Annotated in this window: 18 protein-coding genes and 1 tRNA gene; 12 read left to right on the forward strand and 7 right to left on the reverse strand. The window is 67.3% G+C overall.

Annotated features, from left to right (window positions below):
* Position 1: 1 nt before the first annotated feature.
* A complete protein-coding gene (locus GON04_RS10855; protein ID WP_157397890.1) occupies positions 2–2,434 on the reverse strand; it encodes a bifunctional diguanylate cyclase/phosphodiesterase in 2,433 nt (810 codons plus the stop codon).
* Positions 2,435–2,600: 166 nt separating this feature from the next.
* On the opposite strand from GON04_RS10855, the gene GON04_RS10860 reads away from it, so the two are divergent.
* The gene (locus GON04_RS10860; protein WP_181653991.1) at positions 2,601–2,999 is read left to right on the forward strand and encodes a response regulator; all 399 of its coding nucleotides are present in this window, start codon (positions 2,601–2,603) and stop codon (positions 2,997–2,999) included.
* Between the two features lie 39 nt (positions 3,000–3,038).
* Here GON04_RS10860 and GON04_RS10865 read toward each other — a convergent pair whose 3' ends face one another.
* Complete coding sequence (locus tag GON04_RS10865; RefSeq protein WP_157397891.1) at positions 3,039–4,910, reverse strand: putative bifunctional diguanylate cyclase/phosphodiesterase; 1,872 nt, start codon at positions 4,908–4,910, stop codon at positions 3,039–3,041.
* Between the two features lie 213 nt (positions 4,911–5,123).
* Here GON04_RS10865 and GON04_RS10870 point away from each other — a divergent pair, with 213 nt between their 5' ends.
* Positions 5,124–5,264, forward strand: coding sequence for a hypothetical protein (locus tag GON04_RS10870; RefSeq protein ID WP_157397892.1), 141 nt, complete (start codon positions 5,124–5,126; stop codon positions 5,262–5,264).
* Between the two features lie 133 nt (positions 5,265–5,397).
* Positions 5,398–5,910, forward strand: coding sequence for a hypothetical protein (locus GON04_RS10875; protein ID WP_157397893.1), 513 nt, complete (start codon positions 5,398–5,400; stop codon positions 5,908–5,910).
* A 243-nt stretch (positions 5,911–6,153) separates the two neighbouring features.
* Here the strand turns inward: GON04_RS10875 and GON04_RS10880 are convergent.
* A tRNA-Arg gene (locus GON04_RS10880) sits at positions 6,154–6,230 on the reverse strand.
* A 79-nt stretch (positions 6,231–6,309) separates the two neighbouring features.
* On the opposite strand from GON04_RS10880, the gene GON04_RS10885 reads away from it, so the two are divergent.
* Positions 6,310–7,494 carry an MFS transporter gene (locus GON04_RS10885; RefSeq protein WP_157397894.1) on the forward strand — a complete coding sequence of 395 codons (1,185 nt, stop codon included), beginning with the start codon at positions 6,310–6,312 and terminating at the stop codon, positions 7,492–7,494.
* A 4-nt stretch (positions 7,495–7,498) separates the two neighbouring features.
* On the opposite strand, the gene GON04_RS10890 is transcribed toward GON04_RS10885, so the two are convergent.
* Positions 7,499–8,089, reverse strand: a complete 591-nt coding sequence (locus GON04_RS10890; RefSeq protein ID WP_157397895.1) for a hypothetical protein — start codon at positions 8,087–8,089, stop codon at positions 7,499–7,501.
* A gap of 314 nt (positions 8,090–8,403) precedes the next feature.
* On the opposite strand from GON04_RS10890, the gene GON04_RS10895 reads away from it, so the two are divergent.
* The 8 genes from GON04_RS10895 to GON04_RS10930 all read left to right on the forward strand — a co-directional run bounded on the left by GON04_RS10895 (position 8,404) and on the right by GON04_RS10930 (position 13,641).
* A complete protein-coding gene (locus tag GON04_RS10895; protein WP_157397896.1) occupies positions 8,404–9,759 on the forward strand; it encodes a site-specific integrase in 1,356 nt (451 codons plus the stop codon).
* Positions 9,756–10,532, forward strand: coding sequence for a hypothetical protein (locus GON04_RS10900; protein ID WP_157397897.1), 777 nt, complete (start codon positions 9,756–9,758; stop codon positions 10,530–10,532). The genes GON04_RS10895 and GON04_RS10900 overlap by 4 nt, the downstream gene beginning before the upstream one ends.
* A 130-nt stretch (positions 10,533–10,662) precedes the next feature.
* Positions 10,663–10,926: a helix-turn-helix transcriptional regulator gene (locus GON04_RS10905; protein ID WP_157397898.1), complete on the forward strand. Its 264-nt coding sequence runs from the start codon at positions 10,663–10,665 to the stop codon at positions 10,924–10,926.
* 470 nt (positions 10,927–11,396) lie between these two features.
* Positions 11,397–11,888: a hypothetical protein gene (locus GON04_RS10910; RefSeq protein WP_157397899.1), complete on the forward strand. Its 492-nt coding sequence runs from the start codon at positions 11,397–11,399 to the stop codon at positions 11,886–11,888.
* 217 nt (positions 11,889–12,105) lie between these two features.
* A complete protein-coding gene (locus tag GON04_RS10915; protein WP_157397900.1) occupies positions 12,106–12,558 on the forward strand; it encodes a hypothetical protein in 453 nt (150 codons plus the stop codon).
* Positions 12,559–12,916: 358 nt separating this feature from the next.
* Positions 12,917–13,129: a hypothetical protein gene (locus tag GON04_RS10920; RefSeq protein ID WP_157397901.1), complete on the forward strand. Its 213-nt coding sequence runs from the start codon at positions 12,917–12,919 to the stop codon at positions 13,127–13,129.
* On the forward strand, positions 13,126–13,440 hold the full coding sequence (locus GON04_RS10925; protein ID WP_157397902.1) for a hypothetical protein: 315 nt from the start codon (positions 13,126–13,128) through the stop codon (positions 13,438–13,440). Before GON04_RS10920 ends, GON04_RS10925 begins: the two co-directional genes overlap by 4 nt.
* 18 nt (positions 13,441–13,458) lie before the next feature.
* Entirely contained in the window at positions 13,459–13,641 is a 183-nt protein-coding gene (locus tag GON04_RS10930) for a hypothetical protein (RefSeq protein WP_157397903.1), read from the forward strand.
* A 615-nt stretch (positions 13,642–14,256) separates the two neighbouring features.
* Here GON04_RS10930 and GON04_RS10935 read toward each other — a convergent pair.
* The 3 genes from GON04_RS10935 to GON04_RS10945 all read right to left on the reverse strand — a co-directional run bounded on the left by GON04_RS10935 (position 14,257) and on the right by GON04_RS10945 (position 17,033).
* Entirely contained in the window at positions 14,257–15,036 is a 780-nt protein-coding gene (locus tag GON04_RS10935; protein WP_157397904.1) for an SDR family oxidoreductase, read from the reverse strand.
* Between the two features lie 27 nt (positions 15,037–15,063).
* On the reverse strand, positions 15,064–15,921 hold the full coding sequence (locus GON04_RS10940) for an amidohydrolase family protein (RefSeq protein WP_157397905.1): 858 nt from the start codon (positions 15,919–15,921) through the stop codon (positions 15,064–15,066).
* Positions 15,922–16,040: 119 nt separating this feature from the next.
* Positions 16,041–17,033: a zinc-dependent alcohol dehydrogenase family protein gene (locus tag GON04_RS10945; protein ID WP_157397906.1), complete on the reverse strand. Its 993-nt coding sequence runs from the start codon at positions 17,031–17,033 to the stop codon at positions 16,041–16,043.
* Positions 17,034–17,121 lie beyond the last annotated feature (88 nt).

The following is a 17,121-nucleotide window of genomic DNA, read 5'->3' on the forward strand; positions in this document are numbered from 1 at the left end:
CTCAGGCCGGCGCCTCCACCGGCAGCCGTTCCATGAACGCCTCGAGCTCGTCGATGGGCAGCGGCTTGCAGAACAGGTAACCCTGGTACGAGTGGCAGCCCTGGCGGGCCAGGAACTCGCGCTGCGCCTCGGTCTCCACGCCTTCCGCGAGCACGTCCAGGTCGAGGCTGTGGGCCAGGTTGATCACCGCCTTGGCGATGGCCGCGTCGTTGGCGTCGGTCAGGATGTCCTTGACGAACTCGCGGTCGATCTTGAGCTGGTCCAGCGGCAGCCGCTTCAGGTACGACAGCGACGAGTAGCCGATGCCGAAGTCGTCCAGCGACAGGGTCACGCCCATGGCCTTCAGGCGGCCCATCTTGGCGATCGTCACGTCGATGCCATCGGCCAGCAGGCTTTCGGTCAGCTCGAGCTTGAGCTTGTGCGGCTGGATTCCCGACTGCTCGATCGCGCTCATCACCTCGTCGACGAACTCCGGGTGGCGGAACTGGCGCACGCTGACGTTGACCGCGACCGTGAGGTGGCGCCGTTCCTGGCGGTGGGCCCAGGCCGCGATCTGCGCGCAAGCCTGGTCGAGCACCCAACGGCCGATGGGGATGATGAGTGACGTCTCCTCGGCCGCGGCGATGAAGTGGTCGGGGCGGACCATGCCGCGCTGCGGATGCTTCCAGCGCAACAGGGCCTCCACGCCGATCATCTGACCGTCGTGGCCCACCTGCGGCTGGTAGTCGATCTGGAACTGCGTCTCGCGCCAAGCCTGCCGCAGGTCGGAGGCCAGGGCGGCGTTCGCGCTCACCACCGCCTGCATCTCCGGATCGAAGAAGCAGACGGTGTTGCGGCCGGCGTTCTTGGCCTGGTACATGGCCAGGTCGGCCTGCTTGAGCAGTTCGCTCACCGTGCGGTCGGTGTGGCCGAACAGGGTCACCCCGATGCTGCAGGTGCTGTGGTGCAGGTAACCCGGCAGCACGTAGGGCTCGCCCAGCGCAGCCAGGATGCGCTCGGCCACCGCACGCGCACCCTTGGCGGGGTCGAGCGGCTTGTCGCCCCGGTTCTCCAGCAGGATCACGAACTCGTCGCCGCCCAGGCGCGCCACCGTGTCGCCCTTGGAGACGCACGAGCGCAACCGTTCGGCCACCAGCTGCAGCAGCGTGTCGCCCTTCTGGTGACCCAGGGTGTCGTTCAGGACCTTGAAGTTGTCGAGGTCGATGAACATCAGCGCGCCTTCGCGCGGCCGCGCGGGGTCGGATAGCGCCGCGTGCAGGCGGTCCATCAGCAGCTGCCGGTTGGGCAGCTTGGTCAGCGCGTCGTAGAAGGCCAGGTGCTGGATCTTCTCCTCGGCCAGCTTGCGTTCGGTGACGTCGCGGCCGACGGCCACCCAGTGCGTGAGCTTGCGCTGCTTGTCCCACACCGGCGAGACGTCAAGGTCCACCCAGTAGGGCTCGCCGTTCTTCTTGTAGTTGATCAGGTCCACCCGCGCCGGCCGCCATTCCTCCAGCGCCGCACGGATCTGGTCGAGGGCCCGGCGCTGCGAATTCGGTCCCTGCAGGAAGCGCGGGCTGCGGCCCACCACCTCGTCGCGGCTGTAGCCGGTGCGACGCTCGAAGGCCTCGTTGACGAACACGATCCGCGGGCCGGGCTCGCTGAACGGGCCGGCCTCGGTGATGATGACGATGTCGTTCAGGCGCGAGATGCTGCCTTCCAGCAGGCGCAACTGCTCTTGCGCCTTGCGCCGGCTGGTGACGTCGCGCAGGTGCGCCGCCATCCCGCCGGCGAAGGGAAAAGCCCGGACCTCGAACCAGTGCGCCAGCCTGGCGTCCAGTTCCTCGAACTCCAGGCGTGCGCCCCTGGCGCAGGCGGTGCGGAACTGCTCTTCCAGGCGCAGGCGCACCGTCTTCTGGAACGAGTTCCACAGGCGCCGCCCGAGCAGCTGCTGTGCATCGCTGCCCAGCAGGCGCTCGGCCTGTTCGTTGAGGAAGGTGTACTGGCCGTTGGCGTCGATGGTGACGAAGGCCTCGCCGCTGCTGAGCGCCGCCCCCATCCGCAACAAGGTGGCGGCGCGCGCGCCGCGCGGGGCGATCTCCTGCACCGCGCCCTGCACCGCGACGATGCGACCGGCTTCGTCGCGCACCGGCTGGCCGAGCGCGCGCACCCACGAGCGACGCCCGTCGAGCTGCAAGACCTGGGCTTCGTCGTCGAACGGCGCGCCCTCGGCGATGCAGGCCTGCAGCAGGGGCGCGAGCTTGGCGCGGCTCTCGGGTGTGTAGTGGGCCAAGGGTTCGTCCGGCCGGTAGCCGGGCGGCGCGCGATGGATGGCGGCGAGCTGCTCGGACCATTCGAGCGCGCCGCGGTCGAGATCCAGCCGCCACACACCGATGGATGCGGCGTGCTCGAGCATGCGGAGCACGCCGTCCTGCGGCGCCGGGTGGGAGATGGGCATGGTGGAGTGAGGGGGCGCCGGGGCCTGCCCCCGATGGGTCGATGGTACGGCGGCCGGACGCTCGTCGAGGTAGGCAGCGTCCTACTGCAGTTCAGGTAGCGGTCCCGCTTGGCCCAACTCGTCGCTGCTTAAAAGTGCGACACAGCTGATACCACTCCTTACCCCCGTGCCTCCCCAACTCCGGACCGTCATCGTCGAGGACAACGCGACCGTGCGGGAGAACCTCGTCGGTGCGCTGGAGGAGCTCACGTGCATCCGGGTCCAGGTGGCCCTCGGCACCGAGCGCGAAGCGCAGGACTGGCTCGGTGCGTCCGACCATCCCTGGGACCTGCTCCTCATCGACCTGCTCCTGAGACAGGGCTCGGGCATGGGGCTGGTGCAGCGCCTGGCCCAGCGCCGCCCGAACCAGAAAGTCGTGGTGTTCAGCAACTACGTGAATGCCGGCGTGCGCAAGCGCTGTGCCCAACTCGGCGTCGACGCCGTCTTCGACAAGTCCACCGAGATCGACGCCCTGGTCGACTACTGCGCACGCCAGTGCGCGTGCCTTGCTGGCGACGGCGCCTGAGGACGGACAAGTCCGCCACCCTGCCCGACTTCCGTCGGCTCAGACGGGAAACCGCCCCGACGTCAGCAGGGCAGCGATCTCTGCTGCCGACACCGCCGGGCTGTAGAGGAAGCCCTGGCCGTGGTCGCACTGCAGGATCTGCAGCTGGCGCGCCTGCTCCGGCGTCTCGATCCCCTCGGCAACCACCTTCAGCCCGAGGTTGCGCGCCAGGCCGACGCAGGTGGCGACGATGCCGCGGTACGCATCGTCGCTGGCGAGGCGCTCCACGAACGAGCGATCGATCTTCACCTCGTCGACCGGGAGCCGGACGATGTACGAAAGCGAGGAATAGCCGGTGCCGAAATCGTCGATGGCGACCGGAATCCCGAGCGCCCGGATCCTGGCGAGCACGTCGATCGCCTGTTCCATGTCGCCGATGAGCACGCTCTCGGTCACCTCCACGGCCAGTGCCTCGCGTTCGTCCGGCAGGCCGGCCAGCACGTCCCGCAGGTCGTCGAGCAACCGCCCTTCGCGCAGTTGGGCCGCGGCAACGTTGACGGCGATGCGTGGTGCGCGCAGGCCGGCCTCCCGCCACCTGCGCCAGTCGGCCACCGCGCGGCGCAGGATGTGCCGTCCCGCCTCGCGGATCAGTCCCGTGGCCTCCAGCGCCGGCACGAACTCGGCGGGGGTCAGCAGGCCGCGCTGCGGATGCACCCACCGCACCAGTGCCTCGACGCCCACCAGCCGGCCCGTTCCGAGGTCCACCTTGGGCTGGTACAGGTTGATGAACTCGTCGCGCGCCAGCGCCTCGCGCAGTTGCGGCTCCAGGCGGTAGTGCGCACGCGCCGCCGGCGCCACCGCGCTGTCGAAGAGGACGGCCGGCTCGTCGCGCTCGATGGCCAGCTGCAGCGCCACGTCGGCGGCGTTCACGACGTCGTCGAGCGTGCGCCCGTCGCGCGGAAAGTCGGCGAAGCCCAGGTGCACGGGACACACCAGCGTCAGCGCATCCACGCGGTACGGCTCCTCCAGGCGCGTCGCCAGCCGCTGTGCCTGGGCCTGGGCGAAGCCATCCGGATCGGCGCCGGGGAAGAACACCAGGAACAGGCCGCGCTTGATGCGGCCGACCAAGGCGCCCTCGGCAGCCAGGCCGCGCAAGCGGTCGGCAAACTGCCGGATCAAGGCGTCCGCGGTACGGAAGCCGTGGGCCGTGCCGATCTGGTTGATCGACTTCAGGCGCACGAAGCAGGCCACGCCGCGTTCGGGCCGGCCGGCTTCGAACCGGTCCTCGAAGTGGGACCAGTTCGACAGGCCGGTGAGCCGATCCGTCTGCGTCGCCTCGCGCAGCTGCCGGCGCAAGTCGAGCTGAGATGCAACGCTGGCGGCCAGGGACAGGAGCGCTTCGCGCTGGGCCCGGGTGAGCCGGCGCGGCACGCTGTCCATCACGCACAGCGTCCCGATCGCGCTGCCCTGCCGCGTGCGCAGCGGCACGCAGGCGTAGAAGCGCACGGGCTGCGCGCGCGTCCCGTGCACGAGCGGATCGAACCACGGCAGGCGCGCCGTGTCGGGCACCTCGATCAGCGGCTCGCCGGAGACGATGGCGCGTGCGCAAAGGCCGTGTTCACGCGCGATCTCCCTGGTCGGCAGTCCGCGGCTGGCCAGGTAGCGCTGGCGCGTGGCATCGACGATGGTTAGCGCGGCCATCGGCACGCCGCACAGCATGGCGGCGAGCTCCACGAAGCGGGCGGCTTCCGGATCGCCGCCGGGCTCGGCCAGCCCGAGGCTGCGCAGGTGGGCCAGTCGCTCGGGCTCGTCGGTCGGTAGCAGCAAGGCGGGAGTCCGCGCCAGCGCCGGCCCGGAGGTTGTCTGCGCCGGGTCGTCGGCCGGCACCGCGCGGCGCCGGCTCGCCAGGGACGTGACCTGCAGCAGGTTCATCGCCCGCCCGGCCCCGGTCGCAGCCCCAAGCCCGGCGGCAACCGCTTACATGACGTAAGGAAATCTTTCACGGGGCCCACTCTGACGGTCCTGCTGAACCGTGGGCTGTCGGCGCTGGCGTCCTTTTGGCGTAGGACCTCACTGATGGGCTGGCGGCGCCGGTCAGGGTTGAGTCAGTTCCATTCCGGTCTGATCGGCCGTGGAGGCTGAGGCATGACAAAACAAACGGATGGGTACAGGACCCGGGAATGGCGCCGCTGGCGCAACAGGCAGTTCGTGCGGACGCTGGTCCTTCCCGTCGCACTGCTCATCCTGGCGGCGGCAACGGCCTGGGGCGCCCTGGCACTGATCTGATGGAGGTGCGCCTGGTCCGCGCCGCCCCATGTTGCACACGAGCATCAGGCCTTGTAGGACAATACCTTCAGACCTTAGTTCGCACTTACGGCGGACGTTATAAAACCGCCACAACGATCGAGGAGACGCGGCCATGTTCGACATCCGGAAGCTCTTCCGCCGAAACGCCGCGCCCTTCGTGCAGACCGGCATGGATGTGCAGGACGCGACGGTCGAGGAACTGCAGGACGAATTCCGTGCGTGCATCCTGGACGTGCTGGCGCGGGCGATGGTCGACAAGACCTGCGTCGACATCGAGATCCGCCATGGCGGGGTAATGCGCGACGGCCGCCACCTGCTGACGGGGATGCTGCGGCTGGTGAAGTGGGACCGGGTCTCGGGGCTGCGCCTGCTGATCGGTCTGCCGATCCTGGAGCGCGGGGTCCGGCGGATGGTGGCCGCCAGCTGGGCTGCCGAGGCCGCGCACTTCGGCGGCCTGTGGGTCCACCCCTCGGGCCAGATCCTGGAGCGGTCCCTGCTCAAGGAACTGGGGCACGACCTCACCATGCTGGAGAACGCCCCCGCCTTCGTGCACATGGACGATTCGGCGTGGAGCGCCCATCCGGACAACGAGACCCGCAAGGCGACGGACTGGGCGGCGCTCTGAGGGGATCGGGCGCGCGGGGACCGGCCTGCGCGAATGGGTGCCCATCGGCGGTTCACTTGTAAAAGCGCCTGACGCCAAGCGGCTGCGCATGCCGCGTCGGCCATGGCAAGTGGAGTCCTCCGGCCCGCCTGGCGTCCCGGTCGGCCAGGAGCCTCGGCGGCCCGCTGCCCGACTCCGCGCTCGCGCAAAGAAAAACGGGTCACGTGCTCTGAACACGTGACCCGTATGAATTCCAGAAGAATCTGGTGCGGCTGGCAGGATTCGAACCCACGACCCCTTGGTTCGTAGCCAAGTACTCTATCCAACTGAGCTACAGCCGCGAAGCCCGCAAGTATAGCATCAGTCGGCGACCTGTTTTCGGCCCCACCGGCGACGGCTTCCACGGACATACTGCGCGCCATGCTCGAGCCTCGCGCGCGGATCACCGTGGCCCTCGGCGGCGCCCAGACGCTGGCCTGGGCATCCAGCTACTACCTGCCGGCGGTGCTGGGTGCGCCGATCGCGCGCGAACTGGGTTTTGCGCCTTCGGCGGTGTACGCCGCCTTCTCGGTTGCGCTCGTCATCTCCGCCTTCACGGCGCCCTGGTCAGGCCGCGCCATCGACCTGCACGGTGGTCGCCCGGTGCTGCTGGGCAGCTCGGTGCTGTTCGCCACGGCGCTGGCCCTCATGGCCAGCGCCGACGGGCAGGTCGGGCTGTTCGCGGCCTGGGCCGTGATGGGGCTGGCGATGGGCAGCGGCCTGTACGACGCGGCCTTCGCCTGCCTGGTCCGGCTGCACGGCCCCAAGGCGCGGACACCGATCACGGGCGTGACCCTGATGGCAGGTTTCGCCAGCACCATCGGTTGGCCCCTGAGCGCCGCCCTGCTGGAAGCGTACGGCTGGCGCGGTGCCTGCGCCGCCTGGGCCCTGCTGCACGTGACCCTCGGACTGGCGCTCTACGCGACGCTGCCGCGGGCGCCGGAGCCCGTGCGGCTGGCGGCGACGGACGCCGCGCCGGCCGGCGGACCGGCCCGCGTGCCGCGCGGCACCGCGGCCCTGCTCGCCCTGGTCTTCGCCATCACCTGGTTCACCAGCACCGCCATGGCGGCCCACCTGCCGAGCGTGCTCCAGCACGCCGGCGCGACGCTGGCGGGGGCGGTGCTGGTCGGTGCACTGATCGGTCCGGCGCAGGTGACGGCGCGGTTGCTGGAATTCGGTCTGCTGCGCCGCTACCACCCGCTGCTGTCGGCCCGCTGTGCGGCCCTGGGACATCCGGCCGGCGCCCTGCTGCTGCTGGCGGTCGGACCGGCCGCAGCGCCCGCCTTCGCGGTGCTGCACGGCATGGGCAACGGGATCATGACGGTGGCCAATGGCGCGCTGCCGCTGGCCTTGTTCGGCGCCGGCGGCTATGGCGCCCGCCAGGGCTGGCTGATGCTGCCGGCGCGGATCACGCAGGCGATGTCGCCCTACGCCTTCGGCCTCGCGCTGGACCGCTGGGGCGTCCAGGCACTCCTGGGGACGGTGGCGCTCGGTGGCCTGTGCCTGCTGGCACTCCTGGCGATCCGGCCGGCACGGCAGCCGGGCCCGGTGCCGGCCAGCCCCTAGGCCCTCACCAGCTCGCCGGCTGGGTGGGCGCGAAATCCGGTGGCGCCTCGTCCCTGGCGCGGATCCGGTCCTGCTGCGCGAACAGGCGCGCCAGATCTTCCTTGGTCTTGCGGGGAGGACCGGGCTGGGGCGGCTCCATGGCGACCGGCGCGCTTTCCGGCTGCGGCGTGCCGTCGGCCCAGGTGGCCGGATCGGGCATCGGGCCGGGCTCTCCTTCGACCTTCGCGTACTGCCAGGAGAAGCCGCGCAGCCAACTGCGGACCTCGGGTTCGACCGCCAGCAGCCGCTGCTCGAGGTCTTGCTGGAACGACAGCGTGTAGGGCAGCAGGCGCGGCTCCCAATGCTGCATCACCAGCCGGATGTGGACCCCGGGCGTGCCGCCGCCCCGCGGGGAGACCTCGAGCGCTTCGGCGACGATCCAGGAACTGGGGATGCCGTTCTTCAGGAGGCTCTGGCGCAGGGCCAGCCGCAGCAACTCCCGCCGCATGCTGATGGGCGAAACCGCCCGCCCCTCACTGCCGCCCTGGGGCGCGCTGGCCCGCGAACGTGCGGACGGCAAGGGCTGCGCTTCGGCGCCCCCGAACAACTTCTGCATCAGCCCCATCGTCGTCGTCTCCTCGCTGTGCGGGCCACTGGCGGGCCTTCACCGAGCACTATATGTGAGCGGATGTTTCGACGGCCACGGCAGCCGGATGGACGGCGCGCCGGGAGGCTCCTGCGGCGCAGGAGAACGACGAGTCGAGGAGGAAGTCGCGGGCAGGCCGCGGTGGTAGGGCGTGCTGGACTTGAACCAGCGACCAAGGGATTATGAGTCAGCATCCCCTAGGCGGGCTTAGATCGCGTTAGACATTGGGCCGGTTGCTTCTCAGAGGAGAAAACGTCTAGAGTTGTCCACAAAAGGACAAACTCATGCGCGAAGATTCTGTCACCGACACTGTCACCGCGAATCCACGATTGCTCACAGCTGGGCAGCGAATCGCGGCGTTGGAGTTAGGCCGGTCAATCGTCCTGGAGAAGATCCCGATGGGCGGATCGCTCGAGGCTCGGCGCCTACCAGCAGGCACCGCTCAGTTCTACTGGCGTTTTACCCAAGCAGGAAAAACCACCAGGGTCCCGATCGGGGCATATGACTCAGGCGCCCCTCCGAAGTCACTCAAACCCTCAGGGCGTGGCTACTCCGTTGCTGCCGCCGTTGAAGCCGCCCGAGAGCTTGCAAAGCTGAATGCGGAGACCCCTGGTGGACTAGTGGCCAAGCGCGAGCGGGAGGACCAGGAGCGCCGCAAGCAGGACGAACTCACCCGCGCACGCGCCACCAACACGTTGCGTGCTCTCTGCGACGAATACGTAGCGTGGCTGGCGGCACAGAACAAAGTCTCCGCAGCCGGCGCGAAGAACGTCTTTCACAATCACCTGTACACCGCACATCCAGGGCTGGCTTCCAAGGCCGCAGTCGAGGTCGAAAAGCGAGAAATCGTCGTGGTACTCCGCACGCTTGTCGAGGCGGGAAAAGCCACTACGGCAAGGAAACTGCGGTCGTACCTGCGGGCCGCCTATGCCTGCGCCTTGAAAGCCGACTCTGATGCAAGACTGCCTTCGGGGTTCATTCCGTTCATGGTGGTCAGCAACCCCGTCGAAGCGACTGCGCCCATTCCGAGCCGGGCGGAGAAGAACCCGCTCCCGCTGATCGATCTACAGCGGTATTGGCGTGAATTGCGGAAGAAGGAAGGCTCCATCGGAGCCGCGCTTCGGCTCCACGTGGCCATGGGAGGGCAGCGCCCTGCTCAACTCGTCCGACTCCGATCAGCGGATGTGTCTGCGTTTTCTGTCCGGTTGATGGATGCCAAGGGCCGGCGGGCCGAGCCGCGGGAGCACCTGCTCCCGAAGACGGACGTCATTGCTAGGGAACTTCGACAGCTCCCCAAGGACGGCTTTGTGCTCTCAACCGACGGCGGCACCACGCCTATGCACCCAACCAGCTTGACGGCATGGGCGGCCGAAGTGGCGCGCGCAGCCGGCCTGCAAGGCTTCCAGCTCAAGAGAGTTCGAAGCGGCATCGAGACGGCACTGGCAGAGGCGGGCGTTTCGCTGCACGTGCGCGGACTGTTGCAGTCTCACGGCATTGGAGGAGTTCAGGAGCGGCACTACGACGCGCATGAGTACATGGCGGAGAAGCGGGACGCATTAGATCTGCTCATCCGAACTCTCAATCGATCAATCGGCGCACGCACCTCCCATCCCCGTGTCGCATTGAAGGAGGTCAAATGAACGGAGCGTGGGCGCATTGGAAACCGGGACGCCTCTTTTTTAACTTCGACCCAGTCCGCTCGTACCTCGGTGGTGAAACTTACGAGCTGCGCGATGAAGCTGGTAAGACCCTGCTCGCGAGCGAAGAGGCTCCTGAGCTTCTGCTGCTCGGGTATCGCGCCATGCGAAACCTTGGACAGGCTGGATTGCCGGACATGAACACGTGGCACACGCAGTGCAGTGCCGTTTTGACGGCACTACGCGCCCACGCAAAGACGTTCAACTGGGAGCAATACACCGAAAAGACCTTTGAGCGACTGGCGCCATTGGATCCTCAGAAGTATTCGCAGGGATCCTCAGAGGCCATGCTGCTCCACGACTTGGTCTTGGCAAGCCCCAAAGATTCGGCTCGGACAGGCCAGTTCTGGAGCATGCTTTGTCTCGTGTGGATTGACAGTGCTATTCAAAGCATAGATTCCGTCGATGCAGCTATGGCAGTTGAGGAGGTGCTGCGCGCCGGAGACGCGCTCGCAAATGCAGGGCCTCCGTTATCTCGGATAAAGGCCAGGAGCGACATGGCGCGAGAGAACGCCATCGCGGGCTTGGCGAACAATGAAAAGCAGCTAGCGAAGAAAGCTGTTAAAGAGATGTGGTTGAAGCTCAGGGATGAGCCGAAGTTCCGAGGAAAGAAGGCGCCTCTGGCCCGGCACATCATGGATCAGTTCCCAATGTTTCAGAACGAGAATGTCCTCACCGGCTGGTTCCGAGACTGGGAGGGCGAACTGCATCGGTAGTTCCGAAAATGCCAGTGAGCCAGCTCAATGAGCATCCAGCCAGCTCAACTCTCGTAATTGGATCGAGTTAGACGAACCATCGCGCACCTAGACCAACTTCGTTGTTGGTCTTTCAGCGGAGTGCGCAAAGATGGTGAAGAACCTCCGGCCGCGAGAGGCGGCTCAAGCTCTCGGGATAGGGCTTTCCACGTTCTGGCTGAAGGCCAAGACTGACCCTGATTTTCCCCAGCTAATCAGCCTTGGCCCCAAGGCGACAGTGGTCCGCGAAGCGGATCTCGAAGCGTACGTCGAGAAGAAGGCTCAGGCCGGAAAGCCGACCGCTCCCCCTACCTGTGTACCGCGCAACGGCGCCGGCATCCCGTCTGCCAGGCGCCCGCGCTCCGCTCGTTCCTGATCGCAGCGAAGTACGCAATGCCGTACCCGTGATGCACAGGCGTGGGTCCCGCGCCAATGCAACTGGGCCTGCATGGGCCGCCAGGACAAGAAACACCGGGGCAGCGTTCCCCGCCAGAAACCGTTACCTACCCCGGTGCAACTCCGATGGAAGTAGGCAGGTGTTGGCTGACCCGAGAGGGGCCGCGCGACCTGGGGCGACTGAGAGAGGCCAGCCGGTATCAGTCGAATGCGCGGGTGATCAGTTGAAGTGCCTTCCTTCTCCGTATGGGGGTAGGGGGGCTACTGGTTGAAGGGCCGTAGATAAGGCAGAGGTACCCGAGGGGCCTCAGATGGCGGGATAAGGCGGTTTCCCCCGGCGGCGACCACCCCGGAGCGAAAGTGCCGGCCACGCGCCCCTCCTGCCCCAATCGGCGGCGCACCAATTTTCCAACCGGCACCCCGGTGCCATCAGCTTGAAAGGTGAGAGCAATGAAGTACGCAGCAGTCATCGAAAATGCCGCCGGCACATGGCAGCTGGTGTTCCCCGATGTCCCGGACTACGTGAAGAGCGCGAGGGTTGCGAACTCGCTGCTTGCGGGCATCGAGGAACGCTTGTTCGAAGCGTTGCACCAGCACGTGACAGTAACGGGCGACTTACCGCCTGCGCAGCACGACGGAGGGGTCCTGATCCAGGTGCGCCCAGTCGATGCCGCCAGGTTGGCACTCACCCGGGCGCTCCACCAGCGCGCTGCAGCGACTCCTGAAGCTGCTGGATTGGCGCTAGACGTCGGGGCTGCTGAAGCTTCTGAGGTGCTGGACGCTCGCGTGTGGGTCGACGCGAATAAGGTGTTCCGCTACCTGGAGGACCTTGGTGTCTCCTGCGAGCTCACATTCGAGGACTCGAGAACGGAGGCGCCCCGAGTCAAGCGCCAGCCGGTCGCTAAGAAGCGCGGTCGCAAGCCCAAAGCAACAGCCAAGTAAGCAACACCTGCCGGTTCGCTGTTGATTTCGTAAAAAGATGGGCGGCATGTCAAGCGGGCGGCGTGACGGGCGCAGGTGCACAGATGACTTCTGGCGCCTTGATATCCGGCCGCTTGTCAAACAAGGTGCACTCGTCCCGGGGGCACTCATTGCGTTGGCGTGGGGCGCTGGGCCTGTTCCCGCGGCCCGCGCTCTCGCCCACGGCACGGGCGCCGCCATGATCGGCATCGAGTCGAGCTGGCTCGAGTCAGGTCGGTGGCGCAAGCTTGTCTTCGACATCCAGCTCGCGCCGACTCCCTGCCACTTCGGCGGTTTCCGCTGGTGGTGGGTTTGTCCGGTCTGCGCAGCTCGGACGGCAGTCCTGTATGGGCGTGGCGCGTTCGCCTGTCGACGTTGCTTGCAGCTCGCCTATCGAAGCCAGCGCGAAACGACACCGGCCCGTGCTCTGCGCCAAGCCAATGCAATCAGGCGCATGTTCGAGTGGCCGCCCGGCGTCATCCGTGGCCACGGCGCCAAGCCAAAGCATCTGCACTGGGCAACGTACGCGCGACTCCTGCGCAAGTACGACGCTTACGTGAATGTCTTTCTCGGCTACTTGTCCGATCGAAGTGCGGCGGTCGAGGCCGTGCTCGTCAACAGCGCACAGAACCTCCGCAAAACCCGCGACTGATGCGCGCGGAAACCTGAACTGTCACCGAGATTGTCACCGGAGCGGCTTTGGGCGGCGCCCACCAGTGAAGTGCGGTGCAAACCTGGGGATTGACCGTCCGCAAGTCAGAGTACTCACCTACTGGGTGGACCGGCCGAAAGAGGCGTAGGCGTGCACCCAATGTTTCAACCGGAACGCCAGGGCATGTCCCCACGAGTGTCTATTTCCTCAGAAGCTTGCCGCCCGAGCCGCCGCCATTCTCCGGGGTGTCCAGCCGCGCCGTGTACGATTTGGCCGCGCCGGCCGGGCCCATTCCCTGCGCCCGCATAGGCCGGCAGGTAGTCTTCGACGAAGCCGACATCCTGGAGTTCAAAGCCTCATGCCGATCTACCGCGACCGCGACCGAAGTGCGTTCGGGTTTGGGTTCGACCACGTCATTCCAGGGGCCGGCCGCATCCGGGCTCGCAAGCGCCTTCCGAAGACTCGGAATCAAGTGCTCGGCCACAAGGACGCGCGCTCCACCCAGCGCTTCGCGCAGCTTGCCGTCGACACACTCACAGCTGCAGTCAGCAAGATCGGGCGGCGCGCATGAACACGCCGCCCAGTCCAGAGATCACGGGCTACCTCAACAAGATCACGACCCGCGAGGACTTGGAGGCAACGCGCACTCTGCATTTCGCAGCAGCCGGCGCATCGCTCGCCATCATCCTTCTGATCGCACAAATCGGCGTGCAGAAGACCTCCCAGCTGGTCTCTCTCGCAAGCGCATCCGTCGCGCTCCCGGTCTGGCTAAGCATGGGATTTCGCGACCAGCTTTGGATGTGGATGAAGCTGACGTCGCCTGCGTTGCTGCGCGTGCCCTTGATCCGGGTCATCCACAACACTGGGTACTTGGTTGGCTAGGCCTCGATCGCGACCGCCGTGATCGCGCTGATCTACAGCCTCTCACCGTGGTGCGCACTTCTCTTTGGCGTTGCGATGGTGATTGCCGCCACGGGCGCGTTAGTCTCATTTGTCGCTGCATTGCCTGTCGCCGCTGAGGCAGCGAAGCAGGACTTCCTGCGGCAAAAGACTCCCTACCGCTTGAAGAAGAAAAGGGCGTAGCACGAGATCCCTGTCACTGACGGAGCAGGAGTCTGTCAAGTGCCGCGCCGAATCACGCTCCTGACGCCCTCCTCCTGCTGTCCGCCGCCTGGTCCGCCACGATTTGTGATCCGGTGGCTGTGACGAAGTCCCTACCCGTGGAGCTGAACCACAGCGGTCCCGATCCGAACCGCCGGAGTGTCAATCCGTAGGTGCGCAACGGACGCTTCTCACCGCATGCGACCATCCTGCTCGGCGGCGCCCTAGTTGAAGCGACCACTGCGTTCGTACGGGAGCCCATGTACGGGCGGGTCTGTACCTGGTAAGCCATGACGCGACGCAACAGACCGCGAGCCATCCGGCCTGCCGAACCGATAGTGCGCTAGAGTTCCCTCGTTTTCACGAAGGCGCGTAGACCAACATGTCCGCGACCAGCGTGCACGCTGGGACCGGCTGGGGGCCGGCGTGCGCACGAGCACGAACGGCAGCGGCTTGCCTGGGCAGCGGTCACGCCAAGCCTGGTAGACCCCCTGGAAATCTGCGAGATCGGTCTGGAACAGGTGCACGCGCGCTAGATTCGCAAGCGACGTGCCGGCTTCGCGGCAATGCGCCTCCACGTGATCAAGCAGGCCTAGTTCACACCAGGCCGGGATACGTGCCGCCGTCCACCTGCACGTTCTGGCCGGAGATGAAGCCGGCCAGGTCGCTGCACAGGTAGGCGCATGCCGAGGCGAATTCCTGCGGCGAGCCGAAGCGTTTGGCAGCGATGGTGTTGGTGATCGTGCGGCGCGCCTCCTCGGTGCTCACGCCGTCGAGCTTGGCGCGCCGCTCGATCATGAACTTCTGGCGACCGGTGTCGATACGCTCGGGCAGCAGGTTGTTGAGGGTGACGTTGTCCGCGGCCACTTCCCGCGAGATTGCCTTGCAGAACGCCGTGAGCCCCGCGCGCGCCGCCGTCGACAGCGTCATGTGGGCCAGTGGCGCCTTCACCATGGCCGACGTGATGTTTACCACGCGGCCGAATTTGCGTACCCGCATGCCAGGCACGAACGCCTGGACCAGCAGGATGGGCGCCAGCATGTTCGACTCCACCGCGGCTAGCCAGTCCTCGCGCTGAAACTCGGACCAGTTGCCCGGCGGCGGCCCGGCGTTGTTATTCACCAGGATGTCCGGCTTGGGGCACGCAGCCACGATGCGCGCCCGTCCGTCCACCGTGTTCAGGTCCGCCGCGACGGTGCTCACCTTCGCGCCGGTACGATCTCGCAGCTCCTGCGCGGCGCTCTCGAGCACCTTCGCGTCGCGGCCGTTGAGCGTAACCTCGCAGCCTTCCTGCGCCAGGGCCGTGGCGCAAGCGAGCCCCAGGCCCTTTGACGAGGCGCACACCAGCGCGCGTCGACCGGCAATTCCCAGATCCATTCCTGCCTCCCGCTGATCTCGATAAACCTAGTCCCAGCGCAGCCAGGTGCAGAGCGCCTCGCCGAGCACCAGCGCCTTCTCGCGTTCCGACAGGAAGGGCATGTGGTCGGTGACCAGCGCCACGCCGGCCGTGTAATCGACGCCGTACTTGCCCAGCATGCGGGACAGGTCCGTGCCCCAGAAGCAGCGCTGTGCGCCGAACGCCTGCACCAGCTGCTGCACGTAGGGCATCACGTTGGCGAAGGGGTACTTGGCGGTCGAAAAGCTCGGGATGTTAGACAGCTTCACCGTCACATTTGGGAAGCGGGCCAGCGCCGCGGTGGCCTCGACGTAAGGCGCTACCTTGTCGTCCGTCGTGTTACCGAGGATGCCCATGTGGTCGATCGAGAGGCGCAGCTTCGGGTGCTTCTCCGCGATCCGGGCCACCTTGTCCTTGCCATGGGGCACCAGCATCATCACCGGGATGTCGTGCTCCTCGGCGTAGGGCCAGAACCAGTCGGCAGTGCCGTCGTGGATCCAGTCGCGTTCGGTCTCGAAGCTGAAGGTCAGGCGCACACCGGCGACGCCGGGCTCCTTGCGCAAGCCGCGCAGCATCTCGCGCGCCTCGTCGGGCTTGTTCACCGGGATGCGTGTCATCACGCGGAAGCGGTCAGGAAAACGCCGGTGCGCCTCCAGGGCGACGTCAATGCGGTCCTGGTCCCAGGTCGGTGGCACCAGCACGGCCCGCTGGACGCCGCCCTCGTCCATCTTGCCCACCAGGTAGTCGGGGCCCAGGGACGGCAGGTGGCCCATGTGGCGCAGCCGCTCCTGGCCGCCGGCAATCCAAGGCCGGCCGGGGGCCTCGTCACCCCACACGTGCACCTGCGAGTCTGCAACCATCACCATCGCTTCTCCTTGTTGTACGACAGCGGCCACTCTAGGGAGGCGCCCGAGGGGCGGCAAGCCGGCGATGCGACGAACGTCCACATCGTGGAACCTGCCCGCCTCTGGGCTGCGACCTGCGATCAGGGCACGAGGACGATCTTGCCCATCAGGTCGGCGCTGTCCAGCAAGCGGTGCGCGTCCTGCGCGTCGCGCAAGGCGAAGGTGCGCGGCGCGGGCGGGCGGATGCGCCCCTGGGCCAGCAGGTCGATGGCGCCCTGCATCAGTTCGCGGCGCCGCGCACGGTCGTGGTCCAACACGTGCACCGAGTAGCAGCGCACGGCCACGCTGCGATCGAGCCGCTTGCGCATTTCCGCGACTAGATTCTCCGGCGGGATACCCTGCAGCACGTTGTACGACAGAAGCGTGCCGCGCGCGGCAAGCAGGTCCAGCTGGCCCACGAAGCCGGCGCCGCCGACGTGGTCGAATACCATGTCTACCCCGCGGCCGGCCGTGGCCGCCAACACCGCCTCGCGCAGGTCGCTGCTGCCGCGGCGGTGCACGTGGTGCGCACCGGCCTCGCGCACATAGGAACACTTGGCCTCGGTGCCGGCGACGGCGATCACCTGAATGCCGTGCGCAGCCGCGGTCTGCACAAGGGCGATGCCCACGCCACCGGCCGCTGCCTGCACGAGCACCGAGCGCGGCGTCGCCGACCCCGAATCGAACAGCATGCCCAGCGCCAGCTGGTAGTTGCCCATGCTCACCGCGGCCAGCGGGTCCAGGCCCGGCGGCAGCACGAACAGCGCATCGGCCGGCACGCGGATGCGCTCTGCGTAGCAGCCGCCGCGCGAGGCCAGCTCGCGCGCGCTGACCAGCACCCGCTGCCCCACCTGCAGGCCGCCGCGCGCCTCGGGCCCCAGGGACTCAACCACGCCGACCATCTCGTTGCCGGGGATGGCTGGAAGCGGCGGCATCCAAGGATACACGCCGGTGCGGATCATGACGTCGGGCTTGCCCACGCCGATGGCCTCGGCCCGCACCACGGCGTCGGCCGGCCCGGCAAGCGGGTCGGGCAGGTCCACCCACTGCAACTCCTCGGGCCCGCCGGTGCGTTGGATCTGGATGACTTTCATGTGATGCGGCTCGGTTCAGAACGCGGCACTGTAGCCCCGCTGCCGCACGCACGAGAACCGCCGCGCGCCGCGGCCGTCCACATCGTGA

This window comes from Ramlibacter pinisoli (genome assembly GCF_009758015.1).
In the GTDB taxonomy this organism is placed as follows: Bacteria; Pseudomonadota; Gammaproteobacteria; order Burkholderiales; family Burkholderiaceae_C; genus Ramlibacter; species Ramlibacter pinisoli.